An 18,714-nucleotide genomic window follows, 5' to 3' on the forward strand; every position below is an offset into this window, starting at 1 on the left:
CGGAGGAGCTGCCCTGAGCCGAGGAGACCTGTCGACGTGAGCAGCAGGCCGATCCGAGGCGCTGCTCGCCTCGCCGCCATACTCGACGCCCTGCCCGACGCGTTGTTGCTGGTGAACAGCAACGGCACCGTCGTGGACGCCAACAGCGCGGCCGTCCAGGCGCTGCAGGCGCCGGGCACCTCACTGGTCGGCATGGGCGTGCTGGGCCTCCTGCCCGAGTTCGACCCCAGCCGGATCCCCGGCTCGATGCGCCCGGCCACCCGCGACGGCGACGCCCTGGACCGCCCGGTCCGGATGACCGCCCACCGCACCGACGGCACCACCTTCCCGGTCGAGGTCTCCGGCAACGACTTCGCCGACGACGACGGCTACTCGCGCTCCCCGCTCGCGCCGTACGACCCGTACGGCGAGGGCTCGCGCCCGCCCTCCTCCTCTGACCTGCTCCTGCTGCTGGTCCGCGACCTCTCCGGCCGGCTCGGCGTCGAGGCCGAGCTGCGCCGTCAGCACAAGCAGACCGAGATGATCCTGCGGGCCGCCGCCGAGGGCGTGCTCGGCGTGGACCTCGAAGGCCGCTGCGTGCTGGTCAACCCGGCCGCCGCGCACATCCTGGAGTACCGAGCGAGCGAGCTGGGCGGGCGCGAGCTGCACCCGCTGATCCAGCACTCCCGGGCCGACGGCACCCCGCTGGCGCTGGAGGAGTCCGCGCTGCTGGACACCCTGACCTCCGGGCGCAAGCACCGGGTGCGCGGCACCGTGCTGTGGCGCAAGGACGGCCGCCCGGTCACCGTCGACCTCACCACCGCCCCGGTCCGGGACGGCGACCAGCTGGTCGGCGCGGTGATGACCTTCACCGACCGCAGCCGCGAGCTGGCCCTGATCGCCCGCAACGAGCACCTCACCGCCGTCCTGGAGAGCGAGCTCGGCGGCGCGCTGACCGCGCTCAACCAGCGGCTGGACGCGCTCGCCGCCGACCCCGCCGGGCAGCTCTGGCCGGAGGCCAACTGGACCCTGCGCCGGCTCGCCGAGGAGTGCCGCCGGTTCGGGAAGCTGATCGACGGCGTGCTCGAACACCAGCGTTCCGAGGCCGGCGAGAACGGCCCGGCGGAGGGCAAGGACACCAAGGGCGACAAGGACGGCAAGGACGGGCGCAAGGCCGCCAAGCAGGTGCCGGTCGCCCTGGACAAGGTGGTCCGCCGGGCCGTCGAGGAGGCCGGCGCCCTGGTCGGCCCGGACCGGGTGCGCTTCTCGGTGCACGCAGCCGCGGTCGAGGTGATAGCCGACGAGCGGCGGCTCGCCCAGGCACTCGCACACCTGGTCGCCGACGTCAGCGGCGTCGGCCTCTCGCTGGACCCCCCCACCAGCCCCTCCCCCGGCCTCGGCGTCCCCGGACTGTCCGTCCCCGGGCTGGGCAACCCGCCCGCGCCGCCCACGCCCGCCGAACCGCCGACCGTGGTGCTGGCCGCCGCTCAGCGCGGCGAGGTCGCCCGGGTCGAGATCCGCGGCCCCGGCATCGGCGGCAGCGCCGTCCACCTGCCGATAGCCCGCGCGGTGGTCGAGCGCCACGGTGGCGTGCTCCAGCCCCACGAGCTACCCGGCAAGGCCGGGACCACGTACGTGGTCGAGCTGCCGCTGGACCCGGCCGCCGCGAAGGCCGCCGCCGAGCGCGCGGCCGCCGAGGGCCGCTCGGACCGGCCCAAGGAGAGCGACAGCGCCGTCCTGCCCGAGCTGCCGGGCATCCCGCAGCTGCCCACCAGTGGCGAGCAGGCCGAGGCCGCCGCCGCGTCCGAGCAGCCCGGCGGCAAGGCCCCGAAGCCCGAGCAGGCTCCCGCCGAGGAGCCCCCGGCCGAGCGGCGCGGCCGCCGCGGCAAGCCCGCCGCCGAGGAACAGGCCCCCGCGGCCACCACCGCCCCGGCCGTCCAGTCCGACCAATGGCCGAACGCCCCCGCCCGGGTCGAGCGGGCCGTCCCCGAGCAGTGGAACGGCACCGGCAACGACCCCGCGTACGGCCGCCAGGGCCTGGCCGGCCCGAACGGGGCGCACAGCGACCCGTGGGGCAAGGACGACGGCCGCTCCGGTCCCGCCTACGCCGTGCCCGTCGAGGGCGGGCGCCCGCAGCAGAACCGGCCCGGCGGCCGGGAGCCGCTCGCGCTAGGCCCCGCGCCCTCCGACGCCTCCGCTCAGCCCGCCGACGCGCCAGCCGAGGACGGCGGCGAGGCCAAGCCGCGCCGGCGACGTGCCCTGCCCTCCGCCGAGGACTCCTCGGGCGGCTTCGCGCTGCCCGGGATGCCCGAGGCCCCGGTGTACCCGGGCCTGGAGCACGCCCTGCCGGCCGGTCCGGCGCCCGCCCTGCCCGCGCCGGCCGCCGCGCCGACCGGCCGCCGCCGTCGGCTCTCCGTGCCGCCCGGCCCCGGGCCGGAGGCCCCGGCCGGACCGGACTCCCAGGGCGCTCCGGGCCCCGGCACCGCGCTGGAGCCCGCCCGGCCCGCACTGCCCACCGCCGAGGAGCAGAGCGCCCCGCGCCCGGTCGGCAGCGGTCTGGCCGAACTCGCCCCGCCGCGCCCACTTGGCACCCCGCCGGTGCCCGCCGTGCCGCCGCAGCCGCCCGTACCGGCCGAGGCGCGGACCGCGCCGCGCCCGCTGGCCGAGCTGCCGCCCGCCGACGGACCGATCCCGGCCGAGCAGGCACAGGCCGCAGCCGGTGAGCTGGCCAACGCCCGCCGCCTGTTGGTCTGGCCCGAGCCCGATCCGGCCACCAACCAGGCCCTCCAGGCCCGCGGCTACCAGCCGGTGATCGTTCGCTCCCGCGAGGAGGTGGACGCCCAGGTCGCAGGCTTCCCCGCGGCGCTCTTCGTCGACCCGCTGACCGGCCCGATCACCCGCACAGCGCTGCAGTCGCTGCGCACCGCGGCGCTCAACAACCGGGTCCCGGTGCTGGTCACCGCCGGTCTCGGCCAGGCCACCCGGGACGCCGCGTACGGCGCCGACCCGGCCGTGCTGCTGCGCGCCCTCGCGCCGCGCGACGGCGAGCACCACGCCCCGCGCGTACTGCTGGTCGAGGGCGACCCGGACATCGCGGCCGCCATGATCAGCAGCCTGGAGCGGCGCGGCATGCACGTCGAGCACGCGACGGACGAGAACGACGCGGTCGCCCGGGCCGCCAGCGTGCAGCCCAACCTGGTGGTGATGGACCTGTTCCGGATCCGCCGCCGCCGGGTCGGCCTGCTGGACTGGCTGCGCGCCAACGACCGGCTGCACCGCACCCCGCTGGTGGTCTACACCTCGGTGGACCTCGACCCGCGCGAACTGCCCCGACTGCGCACCGGCGAGACGGTGCTGTTCCTCGCCGAGCGCTCGACCAGCGAGGACGTCCAGTCCCGGATCGTCGACCTGCTCGGGCGGATCGGCGCGATGGGCGAGGCCGGCGTCGCCGCCGCGGGCTGAGTACGGCACAGGGCCGGTCCCCCCGGTCGGGGGGACCGGCCCTCGCCGCCCCGCCGCTACGCCTTGCCGAGCACCGTGACGTCCAGCTCGTCGGCCGCGTAGCTGGCCCGGATCACCTTCTTGTCGAACTTGCCGACCGAGGTCTTCGGCACCGACTCGACGATCGCCCAGCGCTCCGGCAGCTGCCAGGAGGCGATCCGCTCGGCCAGGAAGGCCCGCAGCTCCTGCAGCCCGGCGGTCGCTCCCGGGCGCAGCACCACGGTGGCCAGCGGACGCTCGTCCCACTTCTCGTCCGGGACGGCTACCACGGCGGCCTCGGCCACGTCCGGGTGGGCCATCAGCTGGTTCTCCAGGTCCACCGAGGAGATCCACTCGCCACCGGACTTGATGACGTCCTTGGCCCGGTCAGTGAGGGTCAGGTAACCGTCGGCGGTGATGGTGCCGACGTCGCCGGTGCGCAGCCAGCCGTCCTCGGAGAACTTGTCGTCCGGGCGGAGCGGGTCCTGCCCGGCGCCGCCGTAGTACGCCCCGGCGATCCACGGGCCGCGCACCTCCAGCTCGCCGGCGGAGACGCCGTCGTGCGGCATCCGCTCGCCGCCCGGGCCGATCAGCCGGGCCTCGACCGAGGCCGGGAAGAGGCCCTGGGTGATCCGGTACGGCCACTCCTCCTCGGGGGTGAGGCCGCCCGGCGGCTGGGCGAAGGAGCCGAGCGGGGAGGTCTCGGTCATGCCCCAGGCGTGCAGCACCCGGATGCCGTGGCGCTCCTCGAAGGCCTTCATCAGCGAGGGCGGGCAGGCGCTGCCGCCGATGACCACCATGCGCAGGCTGGAGGTGTCGTAGTCGCCCGTGTCCAGTTCGTCCAGCAGGCCGCTCCAGATGGTGGGGACGGCGGCGCTGACGGTGGGGCGGACGGCGGCGATCATCTCGGCCATCGGCTTGGGCTGGAGGAAACGATCCGGCATCAGCAGGTTGGCGCCGGACATGAACGAGGCGTGCGGAATGCCCCAGGCGTTCACGTGGAACATCGGGACCACCGGCAGCGCGGTGTCGCGCGGGGTGAAGGCGAAGTTGTCGCCGGTGTTGACCTGCATGCAGTGCAGGTAGATCGAGCGGTGGCTGTAGAGCACGCCCTTCGGGTCCCCGGTGGTGCCGGAGGTGTAGCAGAGCACGGCGGCCTGGCGCTCGTCGATGTCCCGCTGCCACGGGTAGTCGGTAGGCCGGTCGGCAATCAGCTCCTCGTAGTCGTGCACGCCGCCCGCGAAGCCGGCCAGCAGCGAGCGGTCGCCGGGGCCGGCCACCACGACGTGCTTGAGCGTCGGCGCGAGCTCCGGCAGCACGGCGGCGAGCAGCGGCAGCACGCTGCCGTTGACGATGATCACGCGGTCGGCGGCGTGGTTGACGATGAACGACAGCTGCTGGCCCGGCAGCCGCAGGTTGAGCGTGTGCAGCACGGCCCCCATCGCGGGGACGGCGAGGTACGCCTCCAGGTGCTCCGTGTTGTTCCACATCAGGGTCGCGACCCGGTCGTCCCCGGTCACCCCGAGCTCGTCCCGCAGCGCGTACGCGAGCTGCGCGGCCCGGGCGCCCACCTCGGCGTAGCTGCGGACGACCGGCCCGGTGCCGTCCCAGGTGGTGACGGTGGACCGGGCGTGGATCGTCGACCCGTGCTCCAGGATCCGGGTGACGGTGAGCGGTACGTCCTGCATCGTGCTGAACACGGGTCCTCCTCGACCTGGCGGCACTGGCGGCTGCGCCTGCGGCACCTACCGAGCGGTAATGCGCGCACCTGCCCGATTTTGCCGCCCCGCGCCACCCCCTGTCAGCATCCCGACGCCGTTGCACGGATCACGAAGTCGTCGCGCCGACTTCGCCCTCCGCCGGCTTTCGCAACCCCGCCGGCAGCCAGGTGCGCACGTCCGCCGGGATGGCCCGGTACTGGTCCGGGGTGAGGGTCCGACTCCGCCACACCCCGTCCGCCCCCGGCTCGACCACCCGCCCTCGTCCTCAGCCCCGACGCGGCACGGTGCCGGTCGGTGAAGCTCCACACCTGTGTGCCGCCCTCCTGCCACCGGTACTCCGGCTGGTCCTTCGCGCGGGCGTAGCGGGTGTCATCGGCCCACAGCACGGCCCCAGCTCTCCCTCGCCCCGCGCCGACGGCGTGTACGCCCGGACCAGGGCGACGGCGGCGGCCCGCTCGACCCGGTCGGCCTGCTGTACGCGTTCGGCGCGGCCGCCTGCTACTCGGCGTACATCCTGTTCACCGACGAGGTCGGCGCCAGCTTCCAGGGGTTCCAGGGCCTGGCGGTGTCGATGACGGTCGGCGCGCTCACCCTGGCGCCGTTCGGGCTCGGCGAGGCCTGGGACGGGCTGACCGCGCCCGGCGCCTCGTCGCTGGTGCTGCTCGCCGCGGTGGCCGGGGTGTCGCTGCTGCTGCCGGTGATCCCGTACGCGCGTGCTGGTCAGCCTGGAGCCCGCGGTCAGCGCGCTGGTCGGGCTGGTGGTGCTCGGCCAGCTGCTGGGCGCGCCTCAGCTGGCCGGGATCGGCTGCGTGGTGGCGGCCAGCGTGGGGGCCACGCTGACCGGACGGCGATAGGGCGTCAGGGCCAGAGCAGGGTGCGCGACCACTCCGGGCTGCGTACCGGGCCGGTGCGGGTGTAGCGCAGCCGGACGTGCCGGCGCTGGGCGTCGCCCTGCCAGAACTCCACCTCGTGCGCCCACAGGGTGTAGACCGCGTGCCCGGGCGCGACCGCGTCCGGGGTGGCCTCCAGCCGGCGACGGGCGACCGTCACCGCCTCGTCGTACTCGGTGAGCGCGCCCAGCAGCTCGCTCTGCCGCCCGACCAGCGCGCCGACCCGGGCGGCGGGCGAGCGGGTGGCGAACTCGGCGGCGGCGACCAGGTCGGCGGCCCGCTCGACGGTGCCACGGACCCGAACCTGGCGGCCCAGCTGCGGCCAGTAGACGGACAGCGCGGCGGCCGGGTGGTCGGCGAGCTGACGGCCCTTCGGGCTGTCGGCGGCGGCGGAGAAGTTCCAGCCGGTGCCGGCCGCGTCGACGTCGCGCAACACCAGCACCCGGGCGTCCGGCACGCCGTCCGCGTCGACCGTGGAGAGGGTGAAGGCCTGCGGGTCCAGCACCCCGGCGTCCAGGGCGGTGGCGAGCCAGTCCACGAACAGCGGGCCGGGCTCGGCGGGGGCGGCCTCGTGGTCGAAGGAGGGCAGCGGGCGGGCCATCGGCGGGCGGCCGAGCAGCAGCTCGGGGACGGACCTCGGCTCGGGCCGGTGCTCGTCCGGCGGCGCCGGGCATGCCTCCGGCTCCGGTGCGGGCCTGGCCCCCTCCGGGCCGGTCAGGTCCTCGTCCTCCGCCGCCATCGCGCGCCCTTCCTTCCGGTTGCCGCGGTCGTCGCGCCGGCCGGGCCGTCCGTTCCGGACCCGGGCACGTGGTGCGCTGTCGGAGCGCAACCGTACCGCCGTGGGCCGACGGCTCCGGGCGCGGGCCCTCGATGAACGGATCCGGGCCGCCCGGACGGGCCGGGGGCCTCGTACGGGCAGGCGACTTGTACGAACCAGCAGCCCCGCACGGACCGGGGACTTCGTACGCCTGGCCGGGCGCTTCGTACCGGCCCAAGGGCTTCCCGCCGACCGGTGACCGAACGCACTCGTGGGCGGTGCCGTCATCGGCACCGCCCACGAGGCCGGTTTCGCGGCGACCCTTTCCGCTCGGCCGGTCGAAGCACTTGCCCGGTCCGCACCCGGACGGGGGCCCGCCCGGGGACCGCTTCGAGCCCCTCCACGGGTGCTCAGCTCACCTGCGGCCGTCCACCTCCGGCGCCCCCGCCGTCGGTGGTGCCCGAGGCGGTCAGCGGAAGACCGGGGCGAAGATGACGTCGATGTTCTTGTTGCCCTGGCCGGCCAGGACGTTGCCCGCGTTGTCCTTCACCGCGACGGTGTTGTCCCGGTTCGAGGCACCGGCACCGGTGGCCGTCTGCTGGGTGGAGACGTAGTTGCCGTCGACCCCGCCGAACACGTTGCCGGTACCGGTGTTGGACACCACGCCGGCGTTGGAGCCGGCCGCGGCACCCGCGCCGTTGTCGGCGGCCGCGGCACCGGCACCCGCCAGCAGCAGGCCGACCGCCAGTGGGGCGGCGAGCAGGAACCCGGCCACCCGCCGGGTATGGATGCGAGCCATGTGAGCCTCCATGAAGCTGTTGATCGAGCAATGTCGAGCACGGAGTGCGGGAGTTCGCCGGCCAGGCGAACGCCTGCGGGCTGCGACGCCGGGAGACAGACTTCCGCAACAAGTCGACAAAGCACCAGTCGACGGGGCGATTTTCGCCCGTTAGCGTGATATCCACCCGGGCCGCGCATAACGGCAGCCGACCCGGACAGCGTGCCGACACACCACCGGTGACCTGGCACTTCGCCCGACCGGGAGGCCGCTCGACGACCTCCGGGAAATGGCGCTTCGACGCCGCGCGAACCACCAGGCGCACCACCCCGGCGCAGTCCACCTGTGAACGCGCCACCGAAAAGTTCGACCACCCTTCCATGTCGACTTTTTCGGCCATTCATAGACCATCTGAAAGTCGTACTGAAAATGCGGCCGGTAGGGGACGGGGCGAAGGTGAGTCGCGGGTGTGGAAAATCAGACCATCTTGCCCGGGTTGAGGATTCCCAGCGGGTCGAAAACCGCCTTCAGTTGCCGCTGCAGGTCCAGCGCGACCGGCCCCAACTCGCGGGCCAGCCAGTCCCGCTTGAGCAGCCCCACCCCGTGCTCCCCCGTGATCGTGCCGCCCAGCTCCAGCCCGAGCGCCATGATCTCGTCGAAGGAACGCTGGGCCCGTACCGTCTGCTCCTCGTCCGCGGCATCGAAGATCACGATCGGATGGGTGTTGCCGTCCCCGGCGTGGCTGACCACCCCGATGGTCAGTGCGTGCCGCTCGGCGATCTCCGCGACGCCGTTGAGCATCTCGGCCAGCCGGGAGCGCGGCACCGCCACGTCGTCGATCACCGTGGTACCCAGCCGGTCCATCGCGGGCAGCGCCAGCCGCCGGGCCGCCAGCAGCAGGTCCGACTCCGCCTGGTCCTCGGCCGGCACCACCTCGGTCGCCCCGGCCGCCCGGCACAGCTCGGCGACCTTCGCCAACTCGGCCTCCCGGTCCGGCCCGTCGAAGGCCACCAGCAGCAGCGCCCGGGTCGACTCCGGCAGCCCCATCTGCCCCAGCTCGTTGACGGCCCGCACCGAGACCGCGTCCATCAGCTCCATCAGCGACGGGGTCAGCCCGCGCGCCATCACCTCGCAGACCGCCGCGCCGGCCGTGTCGGCGCTCGGGAACTCCGCCGCCAGCGCCAGCTGCGGGGCCGGCACCGGCCTCAGCGCCAGCACCGCCCGCACCACCACCCCGAGCGTGCCCTCCGAACCGACCAGCAACCGGGTCAGGTCGTACCCGGCCACCCCCTTGGCCGTCCGGCGCCCGGTGGACAGCAGCCGCCCGTCCGCCAGCACCACGTCCAGCCCGAGCACGTACTCACTGGTGACGCCGTACTTCACGCAGCAGAGCCCGCCCGCGCCGGTGCCGATGTTGCCGCCGATCGTGCAGGACTCCCAGCTGGACGGGTCCGGCGGGTAGTACAGCCCCGACTCCTCCACAGCCCGGGAGAGTTCGGCGTTCACCACACCGGGCTCGACGACCGCGACGCGGTTCACCGGATCGATCTCCAGGATCCGGTTCAGCTTCACCAGGGACAGCACGACGCACCCGTCCACGGCGTTCGCCGCCCCCGACAGCCCGGTCCGCGCCCCCTGCGGCACCACCGGCACCCGCAGCTCGGTGGCGGTGCGCAGCACGTGCTGCACCTGTTCCACCGTCTCCGGGAACACCACCACGGCGGGCGCACCGGCGGCGCAGAAGCCCGCCATGTCATGGCTGTAGGCGGCGGTCACATCGGGGTCCACCACGACGGCCTCCGCCGGGAGGCCCTGCGCCAGTCGGTCCGTCAGATCACTCATCGCCGCCTCCACTCGATGGCCGCCCGCCTCCACCTCCGCACTCTGCCCGGAGGGGACGGGGCGGGCAAGTGGGCCTCGGGGGTGTCGGCGCACGAGGGGTACCCCTGGACAAGACCAGGGGTACGGCCGGGGTCAGGCGCGGCGCAGGGCCGGGGTGGCAAGAGCAGCCAGACCGGCGACCCCGGAGGCACACGCACACAGGAGGGCGGGCAGGGCAGCACCCGCAGCGTCCGCGAACAGGCCGAGCAGCCCGTTGAACAGCACCAGCGCCACGCTCTGCACCAGCGTCAACAGCGCCTGCACCCGGGAGAGATGGGACGTCGGCGCGCCACCCAGAACCAGCGGCCCGAGGTGGCAGGCGAACAGCCCGGAACCGACCCCGGTCACCGTGCTGCCCGCCACCGCCACCACCGGCACCGGCGACAGCGCCAACAGCGCGATCCCCGCCGAGGCCGTACAGAGCCCGGTCGCTGCCCCGACCCCCGTCCGGGGCAGCGCGCCGCGCCAGGCGACCAGGCCTGCCACCGTGAGCACCCCGGCCGCCTGCCCGCCGGTCACCAGTCCGGCCGTCCCCGCCGCCCAGCCGTGCGTCCGGGCGAGCAGCGGCCCGAGCAGCGACACCACCGGTAGCAGCGCACCTGCGGCAGCCCCCGTGAGCAGCAGCGCGGCCCGCAGCAACGGATCGCGCAGGGCGAGCCGGACCCCGGACGCAGCCTCGCGCAGCAGCCCGCTCGGTGCGGCCGGCCCGGGGGCGTCCTGCCGGGTCCGGACCCGCAGCAGGACCAGCAGGACGGCCCCGAAGCTCACCGCATCCGCGAGCGCCGCGCCGGCGAGCCCATCGACGGTGACCAGCAGACCTCCCATCGGCGCCCCGAGCAGGACGGCACTCTGCCCGCCGGCCTGCCGCAGCGCGAGCGCCCGGGGCAGCCGGTCGGCGGGCACCAGCCGGCGCGGCATCGACCCGCTCGCCGGGAGGTAGAAGGCGTCGACCGTCCCGATCACTGCCGCCGCCGCGACCAGTAGCCACAGCGGCGCACCCCGGCCGCCCGCCGCGACCGCCAGGGCGGCCGTCGCGACCAGCATCACCGCGTCCCCGACGAGCATCACCCTGCGGGCGCCGAACCGGTCCGCGACCGCGCCGCCCAGCAGGACCAGCACGGTGCGCGGGACGGTGATCGCCGTCAGGACCAGCCCGGCCGCCCCGCCGCCGTGCGCGGAGGCGGCCCAGCCGAGGGCGAAGTACAGCGCGGCGTCGCCGAGCAGTCCGGCCTGGGTTCCGGCCAACCAGAGCAGGTACGACCCGGGCAGCGGCGCCCGCGTGATGGTGGCAGTGGTCATGCCGGGCGACGCTAGGGCCCTCGACCTGGTCGAGGGCAAACACGCCCCGGGGCAGGCCCTAGCGGCGGGTCACCGGTTCCTGGAGTTCGACGACCCAGCCGGACGGGTCCTCCGGGCACTCCAGGTAGCGCTCGCGGGCGTAGCCGGCCGAGCGGTAGCCGTTCTCGTCGATGAAGCGGGCCAGGGCCTGGAAACTGCCCATGGAGTCGTCCATCGGGCCGCGGTGGACGATGGTCGCGGCCTCCTCGACCGGCGGGAGGTCGACCACCTCGAAGTCGCACCCGTCGGGCCGCACCGCCAGCCCGACCGGCACGGCGACCAGGATCAGCACCGAGCCGTCGCCCTCCGGGGTGTCCTCGTAACGGGCGACCGCCGGGCCGGTCTCCTCGACGCCGGCCGCGGCCATCCGGCGGCACAGTTCGTCGAACAGCGGGCCGATCACCGGCGTGATGTCCTCCGGCTGGTAACTCCTTGCCACGCCGGCCAGTTGGGCCACCCGCACGGACGGGACGGGCTTCACCACGACATCGTGCTCGGACATGTTCCCCTCGCTCTCGATCGTCCGGAGCCTCGCCTCCACCCGGGCCAGCCGCTGCTCGTCCGCCGCGATCGCCGCGGCGAGCTGGGCCCGCCGCAACCGCAGCATCCCGCGCAGTTCGACCGCGTCCACCTGGTCGTCCAGGACGGCCCGCACCTGCTGCAGCGTGAAGCCGAGGTCCTTGAGCGCGATCACCCGGTTGAGCCGGGCGAGTTGCCCCGCCCCGTACGAGCGGTACCCGGTGACCGGGTCCACCCGGGCGGGCCGCAGCAGTCCGATCGCGTCGTAGTGGCGCAGCATCCGCACCGACACCCGGCCGTGGCTGGCGAAGTCTCCGATGTTCAACATGGTGCTCCCACTCCACCGCCTCCCACGGTGTCAGGGTCAACCCCGGCCGTCGGACCGCCCCCCGAACCGCCCCGACAAACACCGAGGGCGGGTGCCGAGTGGTCTCGGCACCCGCCCTGAGCAGGTGGTTCTCCTACCAGCGGAGAGCGTGGGATTCGAACCCACGGTGACGGGTCACGCCACGACAGTTTTCAAGACTGTTCCCTTAGGCCGCTCGGGCAGCTCTCCAGGCGGAGGTCAGCCTAACGGTTCCGGCGGGGTTCGGCGCACACGATTCCGCGCACCCGGGGATCACTGGTCGCCGACGCGCTCCGCCAGGGTGACCTTGGTGCTGAACGGTTGGCCGTTGCGGGTGTACTCGACGTCCACGGTCTCGCCCGGCTTATGCGTCCAGATCCGGCTGACCAGGGCAGGGCCGTTATCGATCGGCACGCCGCCGAGCTTGGTGATCACGTCGCCCGGCTTGAGGCCGGCCCTGTCGGCCGCGCCGCCGGGGGTGACGGCCGGCTGGCCCTGGATGTCGCGGGTCTGGATCTGCGCGCCGTCGCCCTTGTAGTCGTCGTTGCGCAGCACGTCGAGCTTGGCGTAGACCGGCTTGCCGGTCTTGATCAGGGTGTCCGCGACCCACCTGGCCTGGTTGATCGGGATGGCGAAGCCCAGGCCGATGCTGCCGGCCCGGCCGTTGGCGGAGGCGTTGGACTGGATCGCCGAGTTGATGCCCATCACCGCGCCACTGGAGTCGAGCAGCGGGCCGCCGGAGTTGCCGGGGTTGATCGAGGCGTCGGTCTGCAGGGCGTTCATGTACGAGGCCTGCGAGCCGGTGTCGTCGCCGGAGGCGACCGGGCGGTCCTTGGCGCTGACGATGCCGCTGGTGACGGTGGACTCCAGGCCGTACGGCGCACCGATCGCGATGGTGGCGTCGCCGACGTTGACCTTGTCGGAGTCGGCCAGCGGCAGCGGCGCCAGCTTGCCCTTCGGCGGGTTGTCGATCTTGACCACGGCGACGTCGTAGCCCTCGGCGTGCCCCAGCACCGAGGCGCTGTAGGACGTGCCGTCGGCGAACTTGACGGTCAGTTTGCCGCCATTGAGGGTCGGCGCGACCACGTGGTTGTTGGTGAGGATGTGGCCCTCGGTGTCGAAGACGAAGCCGGTGCCGGTGCCCGACTCGCCGTTGCCCTGCGCCTTGATGGTGACGACGCTGGGCAGCGCCTTCTGCGCGATGGCGGCGATCGACCCGGGGGCGGGCTCGCTCTTCTGGGTGTTGCTGGCCTGGACGGTGGTGCTGCGGTGGTCGTCCGCCGAACTGCTGCTGCTGGTGTGGTTGGTGACGACCACACCGATCGCACCGCCGGCCACACCGGCGACCAGCGCGACGGCCGCGAGCAGGGCCACCAGGCCGCCGCGCTTCTTGCGCGGGCCGCCGGGGCCGTTCGGGCCGCCGGAGTAGTCGGCCGGGTAGCCGAACGGGCCGCCGGGACCGCCGGGGTAGCCCGCGCCGCCCGAGGTGGCGTCGTGGCCGGCGCCCCAGCCGCCGAGCGGCTGGCCGGCGCCGAACGGGTGGTGGCCGTGAGCGGCGGGCGCACCGGCGGGCGTGGCGCCGTAGGGCTCCTGGCCGGCGGCGGCCGGAGCGCCGTACGGCTCCTGGCTGGCGGCGGGAACACCGTACGGCTCCTGCGCACCGGCGGCGGGCACGCCGTGCGACGGGGTCGCGTACGGGTTGGCAGCCGGCGGCAGGGCCGGGGCGGCCGGGGCCGCGGCCGGCGCAGCAGCCGGCGCGGCGGGGGCCGCCGGGGCGGACGCGGCGGGCGGCGCGGGTGGCAGCACCGGCGGCGGGGCGTCGATGTAGCCGGTGACCGGGTCGACCGCGGGCTCCTCCGCCGGGGCCGCCGGGGCCTCCGGCGCCGGGACCTTGGTGAAGGCCACGGTGGGCTTGTGCCGGCCCTCGGCGGGAGCGGCCTCGGCGGCCGGAGCCTCCGGGGCGGCCTCGGCCGCAGCCGGCTCGGGCTTGGCCTCCGGCTCCGGGACCCGGCTGAACGCCATCGTCGGCTTGTGCCCGCCGTCGCCCGGAGCGCCGTCGGCCGGCGCCGCGTCAGCGGCCTCCGGCTTGGCCTCGGGCTCGGGCACCCGGCTGAACGCCATCGTCGGCTTGTGGCCGCCCTGAGCGGTGCCGTCGGACGCGGACCCAGCCGCTTCCTGGGGACCCGCGGGCTGCTCCCCCTGCGGCCCGGTGGGCCCAACCTCGCGCTCGGTGCTCACGGACGACCTCCATAGCTGACAGAACCAAGGACCATAGTTTTTCGCACTGTCGATTCGATTGCCGTAAGGACCCCTCTGAAGAACTCATAAGAATCCTTAGCCGACACCGACGACAGCGACGACGGGTGACCGTCGGGGGGCTCCCTCCCCCCGCCCGGGCGTTCCGCAATGCGGACCGCGCACCCCGTGGCCTTTGGTGTTCGTACCCGTGCCGGTTAGCCTGTCGCTCCAAACTGACACGCGGGAGCTTGGACCGACCAGGCTGAGAGTGCGCATGTCGACCGTACGCCAAGGCAGGAACCAGCGGACCGTCGAGGGGGCGCTGACCGCCGGAACCTGTCCGGGTAATGCCGGCGTAGGGAGTATCGGCCATGCCGCCTGCTTCGCCATCCTCTTCTTCGGGCGCGCCCGCGTCCAAGGATTTCCTCGATCTTCCAGCGGACTCGGCTGCGGCCGCCGCCCCGGCGACCGACGAGCGGGTCGAGGCGCCGCTGGTGCTGGACACCGAGCCGCCGCGCACCCTGCGCTTCCGGGACCACTTCGCGCTCTGGATGAACCTGGGCGTCAGCCTGATCGGTTTCTCCACCGCCGCCACCGTGCTCGGCGAGAAGGGCAGCGAGCTGTCGCTGGCCGCCGCGGTGACCGCGATCGTGGCCGGTACGGCGGTCGGCACCGCGATGCTCGGCGTGGCCGCGCTGATCGGCGCCCGGACCGGCGCCCCCGCGATGGCCAACCTGCGCGGGCTGTTCGGCACCCGGCTGTCCTACCTGCCGACCGTGCTGAACATCGTCCAGTGCATCGGCTGGGGCGTGTTCGAGCTGCTGACCATCTCGGCGGGCGCGCAGACCGTCGCCCACACCAGCGGCTACCGCTGGTTGTTCGTGCTGGCCGCGGGCGCGCTGACCACCGCGCTGACCATCTGGCCGCTGGGCGCGATCGCGGTGCTGCGCCGCTTCGTGGCCGGGGCGGTCGCGGTCGCGATGGTGTACTTCACGGTCCAGCTGGGCCGTCAGGGCGTGCCGGACCCGGGCGCGGGCAACTGGCACGGCTTCCTGGGCGCCACCGACGCGATGATCGCGGTGTCGGTCTCCTTCGTCCCGATGGCCGCCGACTACACCCGGCACTCGCGCACCGCCCGCTCGGCCTTCTGGGGCAGCTTCTCCGGATACACCGTCGCCCAGGTCTGGTGCTACGTGCTCGGCCTGATGGCGCTGCTGCAGTCCGACGGCGACCCGAGCCGGATCTTCGACTCCTTCCTCGGCGTCTGGGCCGGCTGGCTGTTCCTGCTGGTGCTGGTGCTGCGCGAGACCGACCAGTCCTTCGCCAACGTGTACTCGACCGCGATGTCGCTGCAGAACCTGCTGCCGCGGGTGGACCGCCGGGTGCTGAGCGGCGGTATCGGTGTGCTGACCACCGTGCTGGCGCTGCAGATCGACAAGTTCACCGACACCTACAGCAACTTCCTCAGCCTGATCGGCTCGGTGTTCGTGCCGCTGCTCGCGGTGCTGGCGGTGGACTACTTCTTCGGGGCCGGCCGGCAGGGCTGGGACCTCTCCGAGAAGGCGCCGTCCCGCTGGCTGATGCTGCTGCCGTGGGTGCTGGGCTTCGCGGTCTACCAGTTCATCGCACCGACCGCGGTGGCGGACTGGTGGACGGACTTCTGGACCTCGGCCCAGCGGGCGCTGCACTTCACCCCGCAGGAGTGGACCTCCGCCTCGCTGTTCGCCTTCCTGGCGCCCGCCCTGGTCACCTTCGCGCTCACCCCGCTGACCCGGCGCGCGGCGCAGTCCTGAGACCGCGGAGGCGAAGCCGGCCCCGCAGGTTGGGACCGGCTTCGCCTCCGCTTCACTTTGGCCCCCTATCGTTGCCCCCGTGACCAGCCCAGACCTGTCCTCGGCGACGGCGCGCACCGCGCCCTCCGTCCAGGTGATCGCGCACCGCGGTTCCTCCCACTCCCTGCCCGAGCACACCTTCGCGGCCTTCCGGCGCGCGCTCGACGAGGGCGCCGACGCCGTCGAGTGCGACGTCCGGATCACCGCCGACGGCGAACTGGTCTGCGTGCACGACCGCCGCATCGGCCGGGTCTCCAACGGCCAGGGCACCGTCTCCGCGATGACGCTCGCCGAGCTGGAGGCGTACGACTTCGGCGCCTGGAAGACCGGCCGCCCCAGCACCGACCCCGAGCTGCGCGGCGTGCTGCGGCTGGAGCGCCTGCTGGAGCTGGTGGTGGACTGCGGCCGCCCGGTGGACCTGGCCATCGAGACCAAGCACCCGGTGCGCTTCCGCGGCCGGGTCGAGGCCGAACTGCTGCGGATGCTGGAGCGGTTCAAGATCAGCCCGACCCGGGCGGGCGATCGCCCGGCCGCCCGGGTCATGAGCTTCTCCTCGATCGCGCTGAACCGGGTCGCCGCCGCCGCGCCGGAGTACCACCGGGTGTTCCTGTTCGAGCGGATGCTGCCGCTGCTCGGCCAGCTGCGTCCGGGCAAGCCGCTGCCGGGTGGCGCGCGGATCGCCGGGCCGGGCATGGACCTGGTCCGGGCCAAGCCGCAGCTGGTGACCCGGCTGCGCGAGCTGGGCCACGAGGTGCACGTGTGGACCGTGGACGAGCCGTCCGACGTCGAGCTCTGCCTGGAGCTGGGCGTGGCCGCGATCATCACCAACCGGCCCGCGGAGGTGCTGGCCCAGCTCGGACGGTGATCCGCCGGCGGGCCGACGGCCGTACCGGTTCAGCCTGATCACGCTGGTCGGCAGCCAAACCTTCCGCGCACGTAATTGCCGGAATTCTTGCGTTCGGGCGACAGAGGGTGAGCACGGAATGGCCTCTTGTCGACCCTGAGTCGCGCTGCTCGAAATGGACTCGCGGGATCCTCCGGCGGTCGTTTCCGACGCATTACCAAGGGGCATCCATCCCTCGGCATACGCTGAAGGAGGTCCGGGGGTGGCGTTGATGGTGGCGCGTACTGTGCCCACAGGAGTTGGGCCGACCTCATCGACCATGGCAGTGCCGCACGGCCCAGCGAGTGTCGGGGTCGCACGGCGCCGACTGCGTCGAGATCTGGGTGACCGGCAGATACCGGAACCGGTCATTGACGATGCCGTATTGATCCTTTCCGAACTGTTGAGCAACGCCTGTCGATACGCCCGTCCGCTCGGCCCGCTGCCGGCCCTCGGCTGCGGGGCCGTAGCCGAGGTGGTGGACCAACTGCTGGTCGGCGTCCCCTCCGGGACACACCCCGCACCGGGCGGCCACGAGCACCTCGAGGGCGCTGACGAGCCGGGCGGCGGCGTGCTGGTCCGCTGGCAGATGCACACCGACGGCGTGCTCACCCTGGAGGTCACCGACGGCGGCGCGACCACCCGGCCGCTGCCCGCCAGTCCCTCGCTGACCTCCCGCGGCGGCCGCGGCCTGAGCATCGTCGACCAGCTGGCCAGCGACTGGGGCGTGCGCGACGCGCCGGGCGAGGTGACGGTCTGGGCGGCGCTGCCCGCCCGGGGCCGACACGCCCGCCGCACCGGCGGCGACGCGCGCAGCGCGTAGCCGCACGCCTGCGGGCACGCATCCGCGGGCACGCATCCGCACGACGCCCGCTCCGGCGCGTTCCCGCGCGCCGGGGGAACGTCAGTAGGCTTCCCGGAGCAAAGGACCACCGTTCCCGGGAGAGCCGCACCATGGGCAAGAAGGCCGCCAAGAAGGCGCCGCAGCGCCAGTCCACCACCGCCGTCACGGGCGAGATCCCCGTGGTCGGGGCCCGCGAGGACTGCCCCTGCGGCTCCGGCCGCCGGTACAAGGCCTGCCACGGCCGGGAGGCCTCGCACGCGGTGCAGGAACTGGTGCACCGCCCGTTCGAGGGTCTGCCGGGCGAGGCCGACTGGGTGGCGCTGCGCGAGCTGGTGCCGGCCGCGACGGTGCCGCTGACGCTGGCCGCCGGGGTCGCCGAGACCGCCAACGGTGACGTCCCGTCGGTCACCCTGGCCACCGTGCTGCCGCTGGCCTGGCCGGCCCTGCGCCGCCAGGACGGCTCGATCCTGCTCGGCCTGCAGACCCAGTCCGCCTCCGGCGACCTCAGCCGCGACCTCGCGGACGCCCTGGAGCTGGCCCTCGCCACCGAGCCGGGCACCCCGGTGCCGGCCCGCCGGACCGTCCCGGGCGGGCGCCGCCTGCAGGACCTGCTGGACGCCACCGCCGCGTTCACGCCCACCGTGCACACCGGCTTCGAGTTCTGGCTGGAGGACGCCGAGAGCGCCACCGGCGAGGTCGCTGCCTCCCTGGAGCGCGCCAACGCCTCGGCCATCCCGACCGAGAAGCTGGCCGGCCTCGACGCCGCCTACTGGTGCGGCACCCCGGACAAGAACCACCTGCGCTGGGTGATGACCGTGCCCGAGGAGAAGCTGCTGGACGCGCTGGCCCGGCTGAACGCCGCCGGCGAGGCCTCGCTCGGCGCGGACACCCGCCTGGTCGGCTCCTTCCGCGCACACGGCCTGACCGTCCCGGTGTGGGACCTCCCGCTCTCGATGACCGCCGCCGACTGCGAGAAGCCGGCCGCCGAGTTCGCCGAGCGGCTCGCCGTCGTCCTCGCCGACGAGACCCCGCTGACCGCCGAGGAGCGGCGCGCCCGCGCGAACCTGGTGAACCGTCAGGTAACTTTGAACTAAAGCACGCGGGATCCGGGTGATACGCGTCACATTGTCGCCGTGAAGGCGCAATTTCCTGGCCTGGAGGGCGTCTTGGAAATTGGCGCGGGCGCGGATCCTTGTTACTGTCTAAAGAGTCCGGCCGCTGGTGCATC

Annotated in this window: 13 protein-coding genes and 1 tRNA gene; 6 read left to right on the forward strand and 8 right to left on the reverse strand. The window is 74.0% G+C overall.

Annotated elements, in window-relative coordinates; translation table 11 throughout:
* The first annotated feature begins 36 nt into the window (after window positions 1-36).
* Window positions 37-3,441 carry a PAS domain-containing protein gene (locus tag ACWC9T_RS00795; protein WP_449818913.1) on the forward strand — a complete coding sequence of 1,135 codons (3,405 nt, stop codon included), beginning with the start codon at window positions 37-39 and terminating at the stop codon, window positions 3,439-3,441.
* Window positions 3,442-3,497: 56 nt separating this feature from the next.
* On the opposite strand, the gene ACWC9T_RS00800 is transcribed toward ACWC9T_RS00795, so the two are convergent.
* Window positions 3,498-5,159 carry a long-chain fatty acid--CoA ligase gene (locus tag ACWC9T_RS00800; RefSeq protein WP_449818914.1) on the reverse strand — a complete coding sequence of 554 codons (1,662 nt, stop codon included), beginning with the start codon at window positions 5,157-5,159 and terminating at the stop codon, window positions 3,498-3,500.
* Window positions 5,160-5,893: 734 nt separating this feature from the next.
* Between ACWC9T_RS00800 and ACWC9T_RS00805 the strand changes: the two genes are divergently transcribed.
* Window positions 5,894-6,034 (forward strand): hypothetical protein, encoded by a 141-nt coding sequence (locus ACWC9T_RS00805; RefSeq protein WP_449818915.1) that lies wholly within the window; start codon window positions 5,894-5,896, stop codon window positions 6,032-6,034.
* Between the two features lie 4 nt (window positions 6,035-6,038).
* Here the strand turns inward: ACWC9T_RS00805 and ACWC9T_RS00810 are convergent, their stop codons facing one another.
* From ACWC9T_RS00810 to ACWC9T_RS00840, 7 genes are all read right to left on the reverse strand, one after another.
* Window positions 6,039-6,809, reverse strand: a complete 771-nt coding sequence (locus ACWC9T_RS00810) for a pyridoxine/pyridoxamine 5'-phosphate oxidase (protein ID WP_449818916.1) — start codon at window positions 6,807-6,809, stop codon at window positions 6,039-6,041.
* Window positions 6,810-7,296: 487 nt separating this feature from the next.
* Window positions 7,297-7,626 carry a hypothetical protein gene (locus ACWC9T_RS00815; RefSeq protein ID WP_449818917.1) on the reverse strand — a complete coding sequence of 110 codons (330 nt, stop codon included), beginning with the start codon at window positions 7,624-7,626 and terminating at the stop codon, window positions 7,297-7,299.
* A gap of 456 nt (window positions 7,627-8,082) precedes the next feature.
* Window positions 8,083-9,447 carry an FAD-binding oxidoreductase gene (locus tag ACWC9T_RS00820; protein ID WP_449818918.1) on the reverse strand — a complete coding sequence of 455 codons (1,365 nt, stop codon included), beginning with the start codon at window positions 9,445-9,447 and terminating at the stop codon, window positions 8,083-8,085.
* 132 nt (window positions 9,448-9,579) lie between these two features.
* Window positions 9,580-10,785, reverse strand: a complete 1,206-nt coding sequence (locus tag ACWC9T_RS00825) for an MFS transporter (RefSeq protein ID WP_449818919.1) — start codon at window positions 10,783-10,785, stop codon at window positions 9,580-9,582.
* 58 nt (window positions 10,786-10,843) lie between these two features.
* Window positions 10,844-11,671 (reverse strand): MerR family transcriptional regulator, encoded by an 828-nt coding sequence (locus tag ACWC9T_RS00830; RefSeq protein WP_449818920.1) that lies wholly within the window; start codon window positions 11,669-11,671, stop codon window positions 10,844-10,846.
* Between the two features lie 140 nt (window positions 11,672-11,811).
* Window positions 11,812-11,899 (reverse strand) — tRNA-Ser (locus tag ACWC9T_RS00835).
* A gap of 63 nt (window positions 11,900-11,962) precedes the next feature.
* Window positions 11,963-13,927 carry a S1C family serine protease gene (locus ACWC9T_RS00840; RefSeq protein WP_449818921.1) on the reverse strand — a complete coding sequence of 655 codons (1,965 nt, stop codon included), beginning with the start codon at window positions 13,925-13,927 and terminating at the stop codon, window positions 11,963-11,965.
* A gap of 371 nt (window positions 13,928-14,298) precedes the next feature.
* On the opposite strand from ACWC9T_RS00840, the gene ACWC9T_RS00845 reads away from it, so the two are divergent.
* The 4 genes from ACWC9T_RS00845 (at window position 14,299) to ACWC9T_RS00860 (ending at window position 18,580) form a co-directional block, all read left to right on the forward strand.
* Window positions 14,299-15,720 (forward strand): purine-cytosine permease family protein, encoded by a 1,422-nt coding sequence (locus tag ACWC9T_RS00845; protein WP_449818922.1) that lies wholly within the window; start codon window positions 14,299-14,301, stop codon window positions 15,718-15,720.
* A 79-nt stretch (window positions 15,721-15,799) separates the two neighbouring features.
* Window positions 15,800-16,624: a glycerophosphodiester phosphodiesterase gene (locus ACWC9T_RS00850; protein ID WP_449818923.1), complete on the forward strand. Its 825-nt coding sequence runs from the start codon at window positions 15,800-15,802 to the stop codon at window positions 16,622-16,624.
* A gap of 403 nt (window positions 16,625-17,027) precedes the next feature.
* On the forward strand, window positions 17,028-17,465 hold the full coding sequence (locus ACWC9T_RS00855; protein ID WP_449818924.1) for an ATP-binding protein: 438 nt from the start codon (window positions 17,028-17,030) through the stop codon (window positions 17,463-17,465).
* A 131-nt stretch (window positions 17,466-17,596) separates the two neighbouring features.
* Window positions 17,597-18,580 (forward strand): DUF5926 family protein, encoded by a 984-nt coding sequence (locus ACWC9T_RS00860; RefSeq protein ID WP_449818925.1) that lies wholly within the window; start codon window positions 17,597-17,599, stop codon window positions 18,578-18,580.
* The last annotated feature ends 134 nt before the right edge of the window (window positions 18,581-18,714 follow it).

The sequence above is a fragment of the Kitasatospora sp. NPDC001159 genome (assembly GCF_053598235.1).

Bases quoted from the DNA above. Each gene is read 5' to 3' on its own strand.
- ACWC9T_RS00810 (WP_449818916.1), bottom strand. From the start codon at position 6,809: ATGGCGGCGGAGGACGAGGACCTGACCGGCCCGGAGGGGGCCAGGCCC.
- ACWC9T_RS00815 (WP_449818917.1), bottom strand. From the start codon at position 7,626: ATGGCTCGCATCCATACCCGGCGGGTGGCCGGGTTCCTGCTCGCCGCC.
- ACWC9T_RS00820 (WP_449818918.1), bottom strand. From the start codon at position 9,447: ATGAGTGATCTGACGGACCGACTGGCGCAGGGCCTCCCGGCGGAGGCC.
- ACWC9T_RS00825 (WP_449818919.1), bottom strand. From the start codon at position 10,785: ATGACCACTGCCACCATCACGCGGGCGCCGCTGCCCGGGTCGTACCTG.
- ACWC9T_RS00830 (WP_449818920.1), bottom strand. From the start codon at position 11,671: ATGTTGAACATCGGAGACTTCGCCAGCCACGGCCGGGTGTCGGTGCGG.
- ACWC9T_RS00845 (WP_449818922.1), top strand. From the start codon at position 14,299: ATGCCGCCTGCTTCGCCATCCTCTTCTTCGGGCGCGCCCGCGTCCAAG.
- ACWC9T_RS00860 (WP_449818925.1), top strand. From the start codon at position 17,597: ATGGGCAAGAAGGCCGCCAAGAAGGCGCCGCAGCGCCAGTCCACCACC.